This window comes from Rhodococcus sp. MEB032 (assembly GCF_030208925.1).
Lineage (GTDB): Bacteria > Actinomycetota > Actinomycetes > Mycobacteriales > Mycobacteriaceae > Rhodococcus_F > Rhodococcus_F qingshengii.
The window spans coordinates 41,892-57,782 of the sequence record NZ_JARVSY010000001.1 but is presented as its reverse complement, the minus strand read 5'-3'; the positions used below and the strand labels follow the sequence as shown (position 1 = coordinate 57,782).

Sequence of the window (15,891 nt, the reverse complement as noted above, 5' to 3'; positions counted from 1 at the left end):
TTCTCATACTCTACCCTCCTGTAAAGGTAGAGTATGAACGGAGTTCTCACTATGGCGCGGATTTCTGTCGAATTGTGTTTCCCCGCAGTGAATTTCGAATCGCGAGATTGATCGAGAGGGGCAACGCTCGCGGTGGAGGTCAGATGTGACGACCAGTAACCCTTACCAAGCATTTACCTACTGTGTGGTTTTTGTTTATTGAAAAAGGATCAACTCGGGCGCTGACTTCGTTACAGTTCGGCGGCAAACGTCAATCAGGTTGTTCCGAGAGGACATCATGTCAAAACGCCTACTGAATGCTGCGCTCCTTACCGGCCTCCTTGCCGGTGGAACCGCTGTGGCCGTGATTCCGGCGACCGCGGCGCCCGTTGCAGAAACCACGTCGACAACGTTTCAGGTCACGTGCCGCGCAGTTCCGAGTGCGTTCTCCGGTCCTTCGTCAGACGGAAAGCCTGCCACGGTGCGGGTTTCGGCTCCGACGGTAGTCGCGCCAGGTCAGGTCTTCGACATCGACGTGGATCCGGGTAGCGTCCAGATCCCGAACGATGTGAGCGGCGCAAGCGTCAAGAAGATCTCGCGTCTGAAGATCGATCTGCCGATTCCGACCAACGCGGAGTTCGTTTCGGCGACGGTCACCGATCCGGGCAATGTTATTGCCGGGAAACCTGCTTCGGTGATTCGTGTCAACGAAGACGGTGCTCCCGCAGCGGACGGTCCGATACTCCGGTTGTCCGGCGCAAACGAAGCGATCGGCAACAGCCCGTCATCGTCGTCGGGTGCGCACGGTGGGCTGGCGATCAATGCTCAGTCCGGTGCCGAGACGAACATCGTCTTTCCGAAGATCAGAATCACCGTGAAAGCCGGGCCTTCCGGCGCAGTCGAAACCAATGTCCGGACTTCCGGTGCTGCAGGTACTTTCGGTGGGCCGGAGTCATTTTTGACCTTCCTCCCTCAGGTCGGTCACTGGCTCGCGGGAACCATCTGGGCGCCCACATCCTGCTCGCCGCGCGACGCTGAGACCGGCCCCCTCAATGCCGGTGCCGGCGCCCTGGCATCCACGAAGATCGACGGGGACCTGGGGCCCGTTGATCCTGAGCCAGGCGCGGACATCGTGACTAAGCTCGAAGGACCGGCTACCGCCGCGACCGGTACCAAGGTGTCTTTTGCTTCTCACGTCGATCCGGAAAACGCAACGGGAACAGTACAGTTCATGGTCGACGGCAAACCCGTCGGTGACCCGCGGCCGGTGGTTCGCGGTATTGCGCGCCTGGATCTCACCTTCGGTAAGGCGGGTACCAAGTCCGTGACTGCAGTATTCACCGCTACCGGAGACGAGGCGAAGTACATGTCGGCGGCACACGTACTCACGGTGACCGGTGACACCACAGGTCCGGTCGATCCCGACCCGACCGATCCGGGCACTCCGGGCGGTCTCGGCAGCCTCGAGTCCGTTCTGCCGCAGCTGCCGACGGGTTCGCTCGGTGGCAAGTGATCACGGTCCTACCTCACTGAACTTTCAATGGCCGAGTTCTTCTGAAAGGCAACACATGAACCCCCGCACTCTGGCAGTTTGCGCTGTCGTACCAGCACTCGCGGCCGGACTCCTCGCTGTGTCCGCGCCGGTGGCAGCGGCTTCCGATACCGTGACGCGGACAGTTTCCTTCGAACACAAGTGCCGGGTCGACGGCGCCACCGATTGGGATTCGTCGTTCTCCGACAACATGGAGGTAACGGCACCCACGTCCGTGCGTCCCGGCGAACAGTTCACAGTGAAATTGCATCCAGGCACCATGCGTAGTTCGGATTCGGATACCGGTCGTATCAAGTACGACATCGCATTACCGCAAGGGGCAACCCTGGTTTCGTACTCCCTCGTCGGTGATTCGTCGTCCAACTTGACCGGCGAGACTGCGGTGCTGCTCCGGGTGGGCGCAGACGGAAACGCAAACCCGGCGGGTGAGTACCTGCGAATTACCGGTGCCGGCAACAAGACAGTCAACGACGGTCCGAGTGCGAACGACAACAAGCCCAAGGAAGGGCTGCAAGTCAAGGCCAACACGGACTTTCGTTTGCCGGCAGTCGAATTGAAACTCGAAGCTCGGTCCGACGAGGGAAACGCGACGACGCACCTGCGCGCCGGGGCGACGAGCCCGAGTATCAAGATCAAAGACACGAGCATGAGTTTCGGTGAGTCCCGGTGGGTCAATGCCGCTGGGTATTGTGTTGCTGCGGGCGAGGGACGCAGCGCCCTCTCGACTACCGAGGTCTTCACGACCAACCAGACCGAGACGATGGTCGCTGTCGCACTGGAGGCACTGACGGGCGAAGACGTCAAGATTGCGGCGAGTATCGACCCGAACCCGGGTGAGGGAACGGTCGAGTTCTTCGACGGCGATACGAAGATCGGCAGCGCCACAGTCGATTCCAATGGCCATGCAGAACTGGTCTGGCCGTTCCGCGACCAGGGCGAGCATCGCATCACCGCAAAGTTCTTGGGTACCAAGAAGTTCAGTTCTTCGGAATCTGCGGACAAGACCGTGACCGTCACCGTGCCTGGTGTCATCGTCGTCGAGCCGGTGGATCCGACGGAACCGGAAACTCCTGGTGGAACCGGAAGCCTCGGGGACATCTTCTCGAAGCTGCCGACGGGCTCACTCGGAGGCTGAGTCACCCAAACGGCAGGGGAGCGTCGACGTTTCGGCTCGAAGACGGGTGTGTGATCGAATACTGGAATGACAGGTTCGAATCATGCCGAGAGCCGCAACGCCGGCGTTCCCAGTTTTTCTCAATGGGAGTCTCTGTCACGTAAATCGGGCCAGAACCACAAAAGGTAGCTCACCAAAACTGGTGCCCTTTTACTACCGTTAGTTGAAGAACTGCGCGAACCGCGGGTTCTTACATCAACAAGCCTTCGAACTCGCCGCTGCGGTTCAGGTATGAACAAGGTAGGGAAAATGCGCAAGGTTAGTTTGCTCGCGTCCGCTGCAGCAGTAGCTGTCGGTGTGGCAATGATCGGGACGTCTGCGGCCTCAGCAGCGCCGGGAACGATTCCTGGTCACGGACTGTTCGACGTGCCGTGGGAGGTGTTGCCGGGAACCTACACGACGTCTGGGCCCGTATCAGCTGACATGCCGTGCATATACGGCCGAGCGAAGGTCGACGGCGATGGTGAATTGAATGTCCTCGAGTTCGAAAGCACCCTCGAACCGGCGACAGTCACGATTCTCTTGACGGATTCTCGCTTCACCACCGCATATTGCGCTGATTGGAAGCGAGTGTCGTCAGTCGGATCGTTGGATCTCGGATCACTTTTCGGGTCATAGACGTCTCCGCTCTGATTCCAGATGGGCCTCTGGCCGTGGCCACGGACCTCTGCTATCTCGGCTAACGCTCGCCTCGCGGATGTGCTCGTTCGTCTCGAGTTTCCGACCACTCGTCGCATGAGTCCATGACCAGGGACTTTAGCCCTCGGTAATTACCTACCAATCGGTATATTCTGCGAATGTACGGACTTCGTGAACCGATGTGAGTTGGCTCCGGGGGACGTGCCGGCCTCGCAGGACCGCCCGCAAAGTCAGCCCGGTGAGGCCACCGGAGTTCGCGCATTTCGACAGATTGCCGCTGGGTCCGTCCGCTACGAGGGGAGCGGACGGACCAGACGGCACGAGAGAGTGCCATGCCTGAACGTGGTCAAAGCAGAGTGGACGCGGGGATCATTGCCGTCGTCGCAGTCATCACCGGTGTGTTCGTCGCACTGACCGGTCACGGTCTGGTTGCAGCGCTCGCCACCGTAGTGGGCCTCGCGCTCGGAATGGCGATTGTGCGGTATCTGATCAAGGGCCGCTGATCATCGCAAGAGTTCAGCAGGTCGCGAGAATGTCTGCGATGGTGTCGTGTTCGGCTTGGGTGACCCACAAACCGTATGCCGCTTTGACTTCCACTTGAGCAGTCACGTACTGGCAGCGGTAGGCCTTGTTGGGTGGCAGCCACGACGCCGCGTCGGAATCCGACTTCTTCTGGTTCGTGGGCCCGTCGACAGCGCGCAGGTTTCGAGGGTCGTTGGCCAGATTGGTTCGCGTCTGTGTATCGAGCTGTTGTGCGCCCTTCTGCCAGGCGTCCGAGAGTGCGACTACATGATCGATCTGGACTGCAGAAGACGTGTCCTGGCCGCGGGTGAACGCGATGGTCTTGTTCGTGTACGGGTCACGGAGCGTACCGGTTTGGACCGAGCAGCTTTTGGAGCCGTCCTTGAATGTCAGGTCGGTGAGGTCACGCCGCAGGATGTCGTTGCGAGTATCGCAGCCGTTGTGGCCGAATTCGACGGTGACGTCGTCGGTCCAGGCGGTACCGAACAGCGCGCGGTCGTATCCGGTCTTGGGTGCGCGTCCCTTGACGGGGATCTGTGCCAGCAGTTCAATTGCGGCGGACGAAGGAGCCGAGGCTTCGGTCACGACCGTCGTGGTGACACCGGATCCGATTCCCGAACCGAGAGAAGATGTTTCGGGCGCGTCGGCGTTGGAATTGGCGCAACCTCCCAGCACGATCACGGCAGCAATGCCGATGGTGACGCCGGTGATGCCGCGCCTGTGATGTGCCGTGCGTGCCATGTGTGAGAGTCCATTTCTGCGAGAGATGAACTACAAGTATGTCATTCACGACAATTCGGGCCTAACCGGCACTGTCTGTCAGTCTGGTCGAAGGAACCATCGAGTCACCGGGACCGAGACGAGGACCCGCGGACCGTCACGAGTTTCGTCTGCGGCATCCCAGCCGTCGTACTTCTCGCCGAAAAGTCTCAGGAGGTCGACGAATTCGCCGACGTCGTGATGAATTGTCGCGAGGCCCTGTGCGACCCACGGGTCGCCAGCGGATCCGTCGACTGCCAACGAGACCCGAGGATCGTCCAGCAGGTTCCGAACCTTACGATTCTGCTCAGCGCTCGGTATCCAGAATGTGTTCTGATGCAGTAAGAACCAGACCGGAGTCGTGTGCGGCGAGCCGTCGCTTCGGAGGGTGGTCAACCACACGCAAGGAGCATCCGCGATAGTCACGGTCCCAGTATCGGCGCCGGCGCGAGGTTCACCAATCGAGTGTTCGGAACGAACAATGCCCGGCCCTCGCCGTTGGCGAGGACCGGGCATTGTCGGGAAGGGAGTGGAAGCGTCAGATCTCGATCTTGGGGGTCTGTTCGCCCAGCTTGTGGCGGGCCAGCGCCAGGTTCGCACGCGCACGGTCCAAAACGAGGTACACGAACAGCGTCGACAGTCCGGGCGTCTCGAGGACGCGAATGAGGTGGTACTGGTTGCTCAGGGTGATCAGGATGTCTTCCAGGGTGTCGGTAATCCCCAAGTTACTCATCGTGCGGAGCTTTGCTCGCACAACCTCGGAGTTGCCTGCGCCGGCGTACTCGAGGCTGAATGACGGGTTGCCGCTCATGCCGAGAACCATTCCGCTGTCGGCGTCGACGACGGCTGCACCGCTGGCACCGTCGATGCGCATCAATTCGCCGAGGATCTTGTCGATGTTGCTCATTGCTTCTCCTTGGTAGGGCCGAGTCGCGCGGGGCGACTCCAGGTGATGCTTCGGTGGTGAAGTCATCGGTACATTTCGAGGTGGAATCGTTGGTTGCGGCGTCGGGAGTGGGTCGGGCGGCAACTTTTCAGTTTGTGAGATTTGTGGGCTCGTTCCGTTCGGTGCAGATGGGCGGCCATTCGACGACTCGAATTCGTCGATGCGGTCTGCGGGTAGCCAGCCGTCTCCGGCGGGTGCGTTGAGTGGCCGTCTCGTATCCGTCTCGTAGTCCGGGGCCGGCGGCTGGAGTTGTGGATACACCGGTGCGGTCAGCGGTCGCTTGTACGGAATCGGCTGACCACCCGCGTCGGCGACGTTCGCGAACCAGGCGGCGTACCCGGGGTCGCTGCGATCGAGGTTTTGCCCGCGATCGTCGTCTTCCTCGCGGGAACCTCGTCGACGAAAAAGTCCCACTCGTTCCAGCCCCTTATAGACGAACTATTTCCGATCGGAGCGTTCCGGATGAACGCGGCAGACCGGACAATCCCACCCGTAGTTATTTTGCAGTTAAGTCACCGTAGCATGGGTTCGCGAACGGGGCATACAGTCCAATCCCGCAGTCGGGAGGGCGAGGCGCTCGGATTCGGCAGGATGCTCGGGCAATTGGCGCTGACGGGCGATGCCGGTCCGTTCGAACGCCAGTGGCCCTCTGGCATCCTTGAGGGATGAAGAAAACGATCACCGGGTTCATCGGTGCCTGCTCGCTGGTGGCGCTGGTTGCCTGCGGTTCTGACGGAGACAAGCCGACCGAGGTCGGAACACTCACTTCCTCTGCTTCGGCGACCACCACGGCGACGTCGACGACGTCATCCGAGGCTCCGGCGACGTCGTCGGAAATACCTACCGAGACCCCTTCGGTCGACTCGAGTGCTCCGGCTGAGGTCCCGTCCGACCCGAATGTGAGTTCGGCGCTGCCACGGACCTACGCGCAGGCGTGCTCCGACGTTCTCCGGTACCTCGACGCATACCAGCCGGCCATCGACGAGTCCGGAGAGGAAATGGGCATGACGCGTGAATCATTGGCAAACGACATGCTGACCTCCATCCAGGCTTATCCCGAATGGTCGAGCCTGTCTGCCGACGAGCAGGCCGAGGTCACTCGCGGATTCGCCGCAGCGACCGCGGGAAGTTGCTGACCTACTTTCAGAACAACGATTCCTGAATCGCCACGCCAGGGGACTCGAACTCGCCGACGGTGATGGTTCGACCGACCAGTCCGGACACATCCGCGACGAAGCGTGGCGATTCAGGATCGGGGTCGATCCGCAGCGAGGCGATCGAACCGGCAAGGCCCTCCAGATACAAGGAATGTTCCCCGGACTCGAAAGTGTGCGGATACGCGATCAACGGTGCCGCATCGAAGACCACGTCAGCGCACGCCGGCGCCGTCCATTCTTCGGGAGCCTCCAGGATCTCGATTCCGTCGATGTCCGATCCGATGTCATTCAGCTCGTCTTTGATCGACGATACGAAGTGGTGCAACGACTTTCGTAGTTTCTCTCGATCCAAGGGACCTGTCAACGCTTCGATCTTCCGAGACGTACGTATTGCCTGGCTCAAGTGGAAGTGCTCCGAAACTCGGGCTTCGAGGGCGCGAATGCTGTAACCGTCCGTCGACCGCGCTACGAACAATGCGCAGATTGCCCCTTGTTCGGCGACTCGCGGATGCTTGCGGAACTCGGAAGCCGTCCCCACCTTCATCTGGCCGCCGGCGAATACGTCGACGTAGAGCCATTGTGGTTGTGCGAGGTAGGTACGCACATTCGGATGAATGTGCGCGCCGCTGACGTGTGCCTGATGAACCGTGGTGAACCCCTCACGATTTCGGCATCGGTCGCATTGGCGTCCTGCGGTGACCGTCGCCCCGCGGTCGCACGGCGAGTGCCCTGGACCTTCAGCGGTGAGATCTCGCCAGCCGAGGCAGCGGCGGCCCTTCGTCTCGTCGACGGAGAATCGCAGCACCGAGTCGTGAGTGAAGAAGGTCGTAGCGGAAGTGGTGTCGTCGACGCATCGGATCCGCGGTGCTGTCGGGTTCGACCAATCGATTCCGCGAACAAGCAGGGTCATGATGAAGTGTCGATTCCTTCTGTAGTTCGCAGGTCGACACCTATGGTAGTCACTGCACATGCGGGTCAGTGCAGTGGTTGTGCCCCACGTTGTTCGAGCATCAGTGTCATCAGCCCGGATTCCTGACTCTGGGTGTTGATCATGTCGCGGGCGGACTGTTTCACCGGCCCGCTCTCGAGCAGGGCATCGGCGGCCTGCGCCATGGCGATCCCGCCACGGTGGTGGCGTTCCATCAGTTGAAGGAAAAGGACCTCGGCGTCGAGCCCGCGAGCGCTGCTCAGTTTCTCGAGTTCTTCGGTCGTAGCCATACCCGGCATGGAGTCGGTCTCGGTGTCCAGCGTTGCCGGGTGATGACGAGAGTCGCCGGCGCCGCTCGGCGACGCCTCCATCCACGCCATCGGCGTTCTACTGTTCGGCGGGACACCGGCCAACCTCAGCCAACCGAGCATGACACCGATTTCCGTTCGTTGAACATCGTCGATCTGCTGGGCCAGTCTCGTCACCGCCGGGTCCACATCGGGACTCAGACGCGCGAGAATGAAGAGGGCCTGTTGATGGTGGGCCGCCATGTCGTGCACGAATCCGATTTCGGTTTCGCTCAGAACAGCTCTCTGCGTGTGGTTCTCGGGTGCGAACAGGGGACGTAGTGCTGCGCCGAGTACGAGCAGCATCAGTGCTGCAGCCACGAGTGCGACGGCTTTGACCGCTCGCGGCGCCGTCATGATCCCACGGTCGTCTTCTGGTCAGCCGGTGGTGTGTAGACACCGTTTTCGAGTTGCATGGCAACAAAGCCGTTGTCGGCGCACGTCGCCCACAACGTGGTCCCTCGCCATTCGGGTGGGGAGAAGCACCAATCGGTCGAGATGTCGCCGAGAGCGACCATGCCCGACCGCGAACTCAGTGCTTGGCCGGGGTCGAACTGGCCCTGCGCGATCGACTGCGCGATTGCCGGGGTGCTGAGAACGGGTACCCCGATGAGCGACGCGAGAGCGTGTGGCGAGTTGGCGAGTTCGAGATTGTCGCCGGTCCGAGCAGGTGGGTTGAAGTACGCAATTTCGTGGACGTCGAAGGGATCTCGAACATCGAAGACCCGAATCCCGCTCGAGATCCATCCACATGCCAGCGCCGTCGGGTCGACCGGGCGATCTGCCGAACAGTAGTGAGATTCGTACGCGAACAGCGATCCGCCGGCAGCAGACGCCAGCGCAGCGTCTTGATTCTCCGGCAGATTGATTTCGAGCTTCACCGAATTGACGACCGACGGTTCGTCGTCATCGGAGACGTCGATCAATTTGACTCCGCCGGAACCACCTTCGTCGACGGTGAACAGGTACGGCGAACCGTCGTAGGTGACCGGAATGCTGTGTTGGGTGGCCCACCCGTCGGTCCACGAGAGCTGGGACAGTTGGCGCACCCGAGGATTCGGGACGCGGCGCTGAACCTCACTGATGTCGAGGACATGTATTCCGCCGAGATTGTTCGACAAGTACATGCGATTTCCGTCGGGACTGATTCCGAAGCCGTGCGTCGACAACCCGATGAGGTCCTGCCAGACGACGCGTGGGTTGGCGGGATCGGTGAGATCGACGGCGCTCACCACGCCGGGAGCGGTGCCGGAAGACCAGTAGGTGTTCCCGTCCGGTGAAAATCCTCCCTCGTGATTGGTGATGGGCAGCAGCATCCCCAGATCGGTTCCTGGTCCGGGGTTGAGTAGTTTCGGGTGCGCGCAATCGGAGATGTCGTAGACCGACATCAGGCCGACGCCGGTCAAGAGCGGAACGCCCGTGCCCACCAGCAGCTTTCGCGCGGTGTTGACCTTGAGGCTCTCCCACGTTCCGGCCAGCATCGCGGGTTCGGTCAGCGTGGCGGTGAGAGCGGGATTGGCAGGATCCGACACGTCGAGAACTTGGACGCCCTGTGCGGGGCCCAGGAGGTTCCCGGGGAAGAAACTGCCGACGTACGAGCAGTGTTCGAAGTTGGTGGACGTGATCCCGCCGCCGCGACCCGAGTAGCCGCCGATCTGAGACATGTTGCAGCTGTAGCCGTCTCGGCTGCGTCCGCTGTTTCGGTCCTCGGCCGGAACATCACCCTGCAACCCGGTCTCGGGCATCGATCCCGGGCCGCATTCGGCGCGGCTTGCGGCGGTGGAAGCGACACCCGGGTTCTCGTGGATCGAGCCCGGGGCAGTGGCGGGCTCAGCCGACGCGACGCACACGGGAAGCACGGTGATCAAGGCGACGAGTGCGATGGCAGATCTGGTTCTGATGGTCGTGAACGATTTCATCGAGTCCAACTCCCGGTGCGGGATTGCCTTTCGTATCTCACGGGCAGACGTATCTCACGGACAGGCAGCACGGAGGGCAGGCGCGTGTTCGAGCGCTCACGACGATCGGGTCGGGGTGTGAACCGGTGTCGGGCCGCAACCAACCGGACAATGCTGTCCGGTTGGTATCGTAGTGTGCGTGACATCGTCTGGCCGCGTCAATAGCGGATCTCTCAACAGAGGGCCGAGAGATGCGGCGCGCAATCGTGCGGCACTCGTCTCAGCAGCTCGTGAGGTGTTCGCCACTCAGGGTTTTGCTGCTCCGCTCAGCCTGATCGCCCGCACGGCCGGCGTCGGTCAGGGCAGCCTCTACCGGCACTTTCCCACTCGCGAAAGCCTCGCACTCGCGGTGTTCGACGAGAACATCGTCGAGCTGCAAGATATGGCTGCCGATCCGGATTCGACTCTCGACGATCTTTTTCGATTGTTGGTAGACCAGATCACCACCTCCATCGTGTTCGTGGAGGTCATCAAGCCCGTCTCCTTCGGCGACTCACGACTGAATTCGGCAGGCACCCGCCTGACCGATCTCCTCGAAGGACGCCTCGAGGAGGCGCGTCGAGCTGGGAAGATACGCGAGTCCGTGACTGCTGAGGACGTGATTCTGGCGATCGCGATGTTCGCCGCGATCATGGAACGGACTGCCGAGAGCTCGCGAAAAGAAGTCGCGCACTCGGCCTGGAACCTACTTGTGCAGGGACTGGCCGGGCCGGCAGCGGCGGGCTGAGTCGCGTTCGCCTCGCGTCTCGAGGTGATCGCCTAGGCTCGTGGCATGGCTATTGTCTGGACAGTTCCTCGCGCTATCGGCTCCACCTTGCTCGTTGCTCCGTTGATCAAGGAGTTCCTTGTCGAGGGTGACGGCACCCTCGATGCAAAACTGACTGCGGTTGGTACGGTCTCTGCCTCTCTCGAGAAGCAAGTCGGCCGCACGTTCACCTCGATCAGCGCTGCTTCGGCGGCAATCTTTTCCGGTGCTGCCGGTTCCACCAGCGTGCCAGACGCACTACGTCTGGCCGTGATGCGCACTCTGTCCACCGAGGTCGTCGTCAGGAAGCCGGCTCCGCAGCCGTTCTCCGAGAAGGTCGGTAAGAGACTGGGGCAGTACGTCTTTGCTTTGCGTGACCCGCGTAACGACCAGGTGTTCCATGTCGGGCACGGCACGGGAAATCAAGTATTCGCGCCGGTATTCGAAGCGCTCGGTGAACTCGCGAACCTCGAAAGAGCGGACGCTCCGGTCGAGTCGAATGCCGCTGTGACGGCAGCCAAGATCGCTCGGATCCGCGAGATCTACGACGCAGGTTCGGCGGTGGAGCACTTCGTACTCCTCCGCTCGGTCTCTGCCGCCACGGATTCGGCCGCCACTACCGACGAGGTCGTCCGAGGCATCGTGGAAGCCTTGCGGATCACCGACGCGGGAGAGGGTCTGACCAATCTCGCAGGCGATACCTCGGACAAGGACGCCCGTGCGACCCGCGTCGAGGAACTCGCATTGCGCTACTCGGCTGATCCCGCGCCGGAACTCCCGACGCCGAGCATCGTCCTCCACGTACCGGCCTCCGCCCGTCCGGGAGCAACGCCGGAAGAGATCTACGAACTCGCGCGCGCCGAGTGGTCTGCCGGTGCGGCTGTTCGTGCCGAGATCGGAATTCCCGTTCTGGTGTTTGCCGACAGCATCATTCGTGGTGCCTTCCGTGCTCAGTCATGGGAGGTGTCCACCCGCAATGCCGACGGAAGCCAACTGTGGCGGTTCAACGGAACCGTCGACGACGAGCTTGCTGCCAAGTACGTCGGAACCGAGGTCACCCCGCACAACGTCGGCCTGAAGAAGTGGCCCGCCAGTGGGTGGGTCACGAGGTTGACTACCGCCCGTCCAGGCGCGGTCATGCCGGGACCTCGTAAGTCCAAGTAACGCAACAACTTCAGGTAGAAGTCATTGTGGGGGCCGGATCCGTTCGGATCCCGCCCCCACAATATCGTTGCCCGGGGTTGTCAGCCGAGCAATCCGCTTCCCAGATAGTCGTTCTCGGTGCATCCCGGCGGAATGAGATACACCGCAGAACCGATCGGCGTCGTCCACTCGTTGAGTGCGTCGAAGTCACTCAATCGCTGTTGGACCGGTAGATATTGCTCGGCGATGTCCCGTTGGAATGCTGCGAAGATCAATCCCGAATTCGAGGTCTGCCCGCTCTCGGGTGCGTCGTCGTAGTTGTATGCCCGACGGAAGAACTGCTCCTTCTCATGCGTCTGGTGGGCTCGCGCGATGTGTGATCCTGGCGGGATCACCGGAATCCCGAACTTGTCCGTGAGTGTGAAATCCGCTTCGTCGAATTCGTTGGTTCCGTTGAGCGGAGCGCCATTGGACAACGTGCGCCCCATCGTGAGTTCGCGCCCCGAACGGTCGAGTTCGTCCCAGGTATCCATTTCCATGCGAATGCGTCGCAGTACCAACGAGGTTCCGCCCGCCAGCCACGACTGACCCGCGCCGTCGTGCCAGATCAGTGAATCGAAATCCACTGTTCCCGGAGCAGGATTGACGGTCCCGTCCACTTGGCCCATGAGATTGCGCATCGTGGTTCCCTCAGGCGTGGTGCCGCGAGCGTTGCGGAATCCCTTTTGCGTCCACCGGATGGTTGTCAGTGATCGGACGTTCTTGGTCAGAACTCGCACAGCATGAGCAATGGTCACCGGATCGTCGCCACAAATCTGCAGCAACAGGTCCGATCCGCCCCATCGATCGTCAAGTCGGTCGATCGCGTAGCTCGGCAACGGCTCGAACCAGTCCGGTTGACGTGCTTGCAATCCCAGCTTGGTGAACAGGCCAGGGCCGTAGCCGACGGTCACTGTCAAGCGTGCCGGATCCACAGCCAGTTCCCGTTCGGTGTCCGCCAACGCCGGGTTGCCCGCGGTGAGCCGTGACGCATCCTCGGACCACATCTTCATGATTCCGACGACGACTGCTCGATCGGTTCCAGGCAAGAGGTCGAACCCGATGAAGGTGCCGTGCGCTTGCGGCGTGGTGTCGATGCCGGCTTGGTGGACTCCGTAGAACGGTTCCACCAGCTTGCCTGCTTGCTGCTCCTGTTCGCTGCGCTCGACCACTGTGGTTGCGCCCCAGGTTATTCCCGCCACGCCGAGCGCGGCGGCGCCTCCTCCGAGAAGGCGCCGCCGACTGACTGCTCGGCTGGGCGGGTTCGTGTTCTCAGCCACCGTGATTCGGGTCGTAGTTCTCCTGATTACCGGAGAAGTCGCGAATCTGGGCTGTGAACGTGGTGCTGGAACCGTCGTCGTAGATCAAGGTGAGGTCGGTTTCTGCGCCTGGGAGCAGCGGCGCGGACAGGTCCATGAACATGAGGTGGTCACCGCCCGGGGTGAGGGAGGCGGACCCGTTGGCAGGGACCAGGAAACCGCCGTCCTTGGGACGCATCGTCATCGTTCCGCCGTCGCCGGTCACGACTTCGTGCAGTTCGAGTCGAGACGACGCGGGGCTGGTGGCCGAGACCACGCGTACGTCCTTGTCACTGGAGTTGACGAGTTCGGCGAACGCCGCGCTCATTCCTTCCTGCGCGGCCTTGACCCATTGATCCTGAACTGTGATGGATTGTGCACCTTCGGTTTCCTTGTCGGAGTTGGAAGAACAGCCGGTCAGGGCGAGAGCTGCGGACAGTGCAACAGCTGCGAATATCTTTGTGCGAACAGTCATGTGTGTCTCCGTAATTCGTGAAGTGTCAGGTGGTGGCACGGCGTTTGAACGCCGCAAGGCACAGGTCGATCAGCAGGAATGCGAGAAGGCTGATGCCGAGTAGCGGAACGAACCAGCCGACCAACGCCGTGATCGCGACGAGAGCAACGAGGCCGACCGGGGAGAGGTTGCGGATTCCGCCGCGGGCAGGAACCCGGCCGACTGCCCAGTCGGAGCCACGAGTGGGGCGTCGGCGCCACCACATGATGTAGCCCCGAATGACCACGCTGACCAGTGCGAGTGCCAGTGCGGCGAGTGCGATCTGGTTGGCAAGACCGAACAGCAGGCCCATGTGGAGTTGGATTCCCCAGGCCGAAAGTTTGGCTGCGAGTGGCCAATCCGAGAACCACAACTCGTCGGTGACCTTTTGCGTCGCTCCGTCGATTGCGATGGTGTTGTTGCTGTACACCCAGGGCTGACGTGTCTGGGCGACGGTGAACGCCGTCTCGGCGTTCGCGGGTATCGATACTTCGACAGGACCGGTGATCCCGTTGTACCTGGCGATACCGAGGACGGTGTCGACGCGTCCGACGTTGGTGTCCGTCAGCGTGCCGGTGGCGGCGGGGGCCATGTCGTGACCCTCGTGCCCGCCTGTCGCCGGAGGGGGAGCGTCGCCGAGAGTTTTCACAACTGAGGGCGTCGTCCAACTCAACGCGGTTCTCAGATTGCTGACGTTCTCTCCGGCGTAGGTCGACCACGTGAGGCCGGTCGCCGAGAGGAAGACCAATGCAACTGCTATCCAGATGCCGACGACACCGTGCCAGTTCAGGGTCCGGCTTCGTCCGGTGGATGCTCGGTCGATCGTGAGCAGTCGAGCGTTCCGGGCGGTGCGGTAACGACGGAACCAGAGGTAGACACCGCCGAGTGCGACCACCCACATCCACGACGCGGCCAATTCGCTGTAGAGGCGGCCGGGTTCGCCCAGGTGAAGGTGGCGATGCAGTTGGGAGATCCAGGTTCGCAGCGGCAGCGAACCACTGCTTCCGTAGACCGCCAACTCGCCGACCGGCTGTGCGAGTACCGGATCGACGAAGACGGCGAGCCTCTCCGATTCGCCCAGTGACGGATCGGTGAACAGGACTCGGGTGGTTTCGCCGGCAGCAGGGGACGGACGTACTGCCGAGACGGTCAAGTCGGGGCGGTACTGCTGAGCGGAACGGATCTGATCGTTCAGTGACGCGATCTGTCCGGTGGTGTCGGTCTGGAGGTAGTCGCTGTAAGCGAACTTCTCGATGGTGGGTGCCATCGCGTAGAGGCCGCCGCTCAAAGCGGCGATGAGGATGAACGGTCCGATCAGGACGCCGGCGTAGAAGTGCAGACGCAGGATCAGTGGTCTGGCGCCGCCAACCTGCTTCTTCGGGGGAGAACTGTCGTTGGACGCGCGCGTCTGTGCGCGCTCCAATTCGGGTGCGGACATGCGTGTACTCGATCCCGCTGTGCGCCTTTGTTAACCGCGGGCGGTTAAGAAAGGCGCACAGCAAAGTGGCGCACGTAATCACGTGCGTGAAAGGAAAAGGGAGGTGAGTTACACGAATGCCGGTGGGCCGCGAGTGCCCAGGCCAGAGGTGAGAAGTTGACGTAGAACAACTTTGGCGCGGTATCGAGTACGTGCAGCGAACGGCGACGGTTCAGCTGCCCACGGGCGCAATAGAACGGCGACGATTGCCGCTACCGTCGATGCGGCCACGACGTATCCGCGTTCTGCGCCGCGGATCAGCACTGCGCACACTCCGACGGCAGCGATGTGTGCTGCGAGCATCGGAAGGGACAGGAGCAGGCCGTGTTGATGATCCGAAGCGATGGTCAACGTCGCGTGACCGATGGCCTGACCCGCAGCGAGCATGAGGGCGAGCAAGAGCGCGGGGGAGCGACGGGTGTCGATGGACGTGACCACCGCGCCGACGCTCGCGCAGGCGAGGATCAGCAACACGACAGCGCTTTCGGACGGGGCCATGCCGCCGCCACCGAGCGCGTGGGCTGCGACGGAAACCGCGCCGGAGGTGCCGCCCACGAAAGCACCGCGCAGCTGCGCGACATCTTTCGGACCCGGCGTCATACGCGAAAGGATACAGGCGCCTACTACCGGGCTTAGTAGGTGATCGGTCGGGATCGTTTCGGTGGCCGACCGACGAACGCATTAGGTGGGGGATTTGTCCGATTCGCCAAACTTTGCCGAGGACCGGGTGAAACA

Annotated in this window: 16 protein-coding genes and 1 pseudogene; 7 read left to right on the top strand and 10 right to left on the bottom strand. The window is 61.8% G+C overall.

All coding sequences use genetic code 11. From position 1 onward, the window contains the following. Window positions 1-277 precede the first annotated feature (277 nt). The 4 genes from QRN54_RS00310 (at window position 278) to QRN54_RS00295 (ending at window position 3,847) form a co-directional block, all read left to right on the top strand. Complete coding sequence (locus tag QRN54_RS00310; RefSeq protein ID WP_058039295.1) at window positions 278-1,492, top strand: Ig-like domain-containing protein; 1,215 nt, start codon at window positions 278-280, stop codon at window positions 1,490-1,492. A gap of 55 nt (window positions 1,493-1,547) precedes the next feature. Then, entirely contained in the window at window positions 1,548-2,666 is a 1,119-nt protein-coding gene (locus tag QRN54_RS00305) for an Ig-like domain-containing protein (RefSeq protein ID WP_058039130.1), read from the top strand. Between the two features lie 288 nt (window positions 2,667-2,954). Beyond that, on the top strand, window positions 2,955-3,323 hold the full coding sequence (locus QRN54_RS00300) for an Rv1352/Rv1906c domain-containing protein (RefSeq protein WP_029537646.1): 369 nt from the start codon (window positions 2,955-2,957) through the stop codon (window positions 3,321-3,323). Between the two features lie 353 nt (window positions 3,324-3,676). Continuing rightward, window positions 3,677-3,847 carry a hypothetical protein gene (locus QRN54_RS00295; protein WP_007734610.1) on the top strand — a complete coding sequence of 57 codons (171 nt, stop codon included), beginning with the start codon at window positions 3,677-3,679 and terminating at the stop codon, window positions 3,845-3,847. Between the two features lie 16 nt (window positions 3,848-3,863). Here QRN54_RS00295 and QRN54_RS00290 read toward each other — a convergent pair. From QRN54_RS00290 to QRN54_RS00280, 3 genes and pseudogenes are all read right to left on the bottom strand, one after another. Next, window positions 3,864-4,607, bottom strand: a pseudogene (locus QRN54_RS00290) (HNH endonuclease family protein); the annotation flags it as partial. A 78-nt stretch (window positions 4,608-4,685) separates the two neighbouring features. Then, window positions 4,686-5,051, bottom strand: a complete 366-nt coding sequence (locus QRN54_RS00285) for a pyridoxamine 5'-phosphate oxidase family protein (RefSeq protein ID WP_047269305.1) — start codon at window positions 5,049-5,051, stop codon at window positions 4,686-4,688. 112 nt (window positions 5,052-5,163) lie between these two features. Further along, window positions 5,164-5,532: a roadblock/LC7 domain-containing protein gene (locus QRN54_RS00280; protein WP_020906454.1), complete on the bottom strand. Its 369-nt coding sequence runs from the start codon at window positions 5,530-5,532 to the stop codon at window positions 5,164-5,166. Window positions 5,533-6,236: 704 nt separating this feature from the next. Here QRN54_RS00280 and QRN54_RS00275 point away from each other — a divergent pair. Continuing rightward, complete coding sequence (locus tag QRN54_RS00275) at window positions 6,237-6,707, top strand: hypothetical protein (RefSeq protein ID WP_003945723.1); 471 nt, start codon at window positions 6,237-6,239, stop codon at window positions 6,705-6,707. A gap of 7 nt (window positions 6,708-6,714) precedes the next feature. Here the strand turns inward: QRN54_RS00275 and QRN54_RS00270 are convergent, their stop codons facing one another. The 3 genes from QRN54_RS00270 to QRN54_RS00260 all read right to left on the bottom strand — a co-directional run bounded on the left by QRN54_RS00270 (window position 6,715) and on the right by QRN54_RS00260 (window position 9,922). Then, window positions 6,715-7,638: a DUF2797 domain-containing protein gene (locus QRN54_RS00270; protein ID WP_285181415.1), complete on the bottom strand. Its 924-nt coding sequence runs from the start codon at window positions 7,636-7,638 to the stop codon at window positions 6,715-6,717. 65 nt (window positions 7,639-7,703) lie between these two features. Beyond that, complete coding sequence (locus tag QRN54_RS00265) at window positions 7,704-8,360, bottom strand: DUF305 domain-containing protein (RefSeq protein WP_007734614.1); 657 nt, start codon at window positions 8,358-8,360, stop codon at window positions 7,704-7,706. After that, window positions 8,357-9,922: an LVIVD repeat-containing protein gene (locus tag QRN54_RS00260; RefSeq protein ID WP_064112937.1), complete on the bottom strand. Its 1,566-nt coding sequence runs from the start codon at window positions 9,920-9,922 to the stop codon at window positions 8,357-8,359. Before QRN54_RS00260 ends, QRN54_RS00265 begins: the two co-directional genes overlap by 4 nt. Before the next feature lie 178 nt (window positions 9,923-10,100). Between QRN54_RS00260 and QRN54_RS00255 the strand changes: the two genes are divergently transcribed. Both QRN54_RS00255 and QRN54_RS00250 read left to right on the top strand, forming a co-directional pair. Further along, window positions 10,101-10,688, top strand: coding sequence for a TetR family transcriptional regulator (locus QRN54_RS00255; RefSeq protein WP_223304676.1), 588 nt, complete (start codon window positions 10,101-10,103; stop codon window positions 10,686-10,688). A 45-nt stretch (window positions 10,689-10,733) separates the two neighbouring features. Continuing rightward, window positions 10,734-11,870: a GIY-YIG nuclease family protein gene (locus tag QRN54_RS00250; protein ID WP_165639136.1), complete on the top strand. Its 1,137-nt coding sequence runs from the start codon at window positions 10,734-10,736 to the stop codon at window positions 11,868-11,870. A gap of 80 nt (window positions 11,871-11,950) precedes the next feature. Here the strand turns inward: QRN54_RS00250 and QRN54_RS00245 are convergent, their stop codons facing one another. From QRN54_RS00245 to QRN54_RS00230, 4 genes are all read right to left on the bottom strand, one after another. Further along, window positions 11,951-13,168, bottom strand: a complete 1,218-nt coding sequence (locus QRN54_RS00245; protein WP_007734620.1) for a Dyp-type peroxidase — start codon at window positions 13,166-13,168, stop codon at window positions 11,951-11,953. Beyond that, entirely contained in the window at window positions 13,161-13,661 is a 501-nt protein-coding gene (locus tag QRN54_RS00240; RefSeq protein WP_285181414.1) for a copper chaperone PCu(A)C, read from the bottom strand. The genes QRN54_RS00245 and QRN54_RS00240 overlap by 8 nt, the downstream gene beginning before the upstream one ends. Before the next feature lie 25 nt (window positions 13,662-13,686). Next, window positions 13,687-15,117, bottom strand: a complete 1,431-nt coding sequence (locus tag QRN54_RS00235; RefSeq protein WP_083058352.1) for a PepSY-associated TM helix domain-containing protein — start codon at window positions 15,115-15,117, stop codon at window positions 13,687-13,689. Between the two features lie 108 nt (window positions 15,118-15,225). Further along, the gene (locus QRN54_RS00230) at window positions 15,226-15,756 is read right to left on the bottom strand and encodes a hypothetical protein (RefSeq protein WP_007734626.1); all 531 of its coding nucleotides are present in this window, start codon (window positions 15,754-15,756) and stop codon (window positions 15,226-15,228) included. Window positions 15,757-15,891: the final 135 nt, after the last annotated feature.

What these genes read in the sequence shown, in the direction of transcription:
- QRN54_RS00240 (WP_285181414.1), bottom strand. Translation starts at nt 13,661, where the DNA reads ATGACTGTTCGCACAAAGATATTCGCAGCTGTTGCACTGTCCGCAGCT.
- QRN54_RS00250 (WP_165639136.1), top strand. Translation starts at nt 10,734, where the DNA reads ATGGCTATTGTCTGGACAGTTCCTCGCGCTATCGGCTCCACCTTGCTC.
- QRN54_RS00260 (WP_064112937.1), bottom strand. Translation starts at nt 9,922, where the DNA reads ATGAAATCGTTCACGACCATCAGAACCAGATCTGCCATCGCACTCGTC.
- QRN54_RS00305 (WP_058039130.1), top strand. Translation starts at nt 1,548, where the DNA reads ATGAACCCCCGCACTCTGGCAGTTTGCGCTGTCGTACCAGCACTCGCG.
- QRN54_RS00300 (WP_029537646.1), top strand. Translation starts at nt 2,955, where the DNA reads ATGCGCAAGGTTAGTTTGCTCGCGTCCGCTGCAGCAGTAGCTGTCGGT.
- QRN54_RS00265 (WP_007734614.1), bottom strand. Translation starts at nt 8,360, where the DNA reads ATGACGGCGCCGCGAGCGGTCAAAGCCGTCGCACTCGTGGCTGCAGCA.
- QRN54_RS00230 (WP_007734626.1), bottom strand. Translation starts at nt 15,756, where the DNA reads ATGACGCCGGGTCCGAAAGATGTCGCGCAGCTGCGCGGTGCTTTCGTG.
- QRN54_RS00275 (WP_003945723.1), top strand. Translation starts at nt 6,237, where the DNA reads ATGAAGAAAACGATCACCGGGTTCATCGGTGCCTGCTCGCTGGTGGCG.
- QRN54_RS00295 (WP_007734610.1), top strand. Translation starts at nt 3,677, where the DNA reads ATGCCTGAACGTGGTCAAAGCAGAGTGGACGCGGGGATCATTGCCGTC.
- QRN54_RS00280 (WP_020906454.1), bottom strand. Translation starts at nt 5,532, where the DNA reads ATGAGCAACATCGACAAGATCCTCGGCGAATTGATGCGCATCGACGGT.
- QRN54_RS00235 (WP_083058352.1), bottom strand. Translation starts at nt 15,117, where the DNA reads ATGTCCGCACCCGAATTGGAGCGCGCACAGACGCGCGCGTCCAACGAC.
- QRN54_RS00310 (WP_058039295.1), top strand. Translation starts at nt 278, where the DNA reads ATGTCAAAACGCCTACTGAATGCTGCGCTCCTTACCGGCCTCCTTGCC.
- QRN54_RS00270 (WP_285181415.1), bottom strand. Translation starts at nt 7,638, where the DNA reads ATGACCCTGCTTGTTCGCGGAATCGATTGGTCGAACCCGACAGCACCG.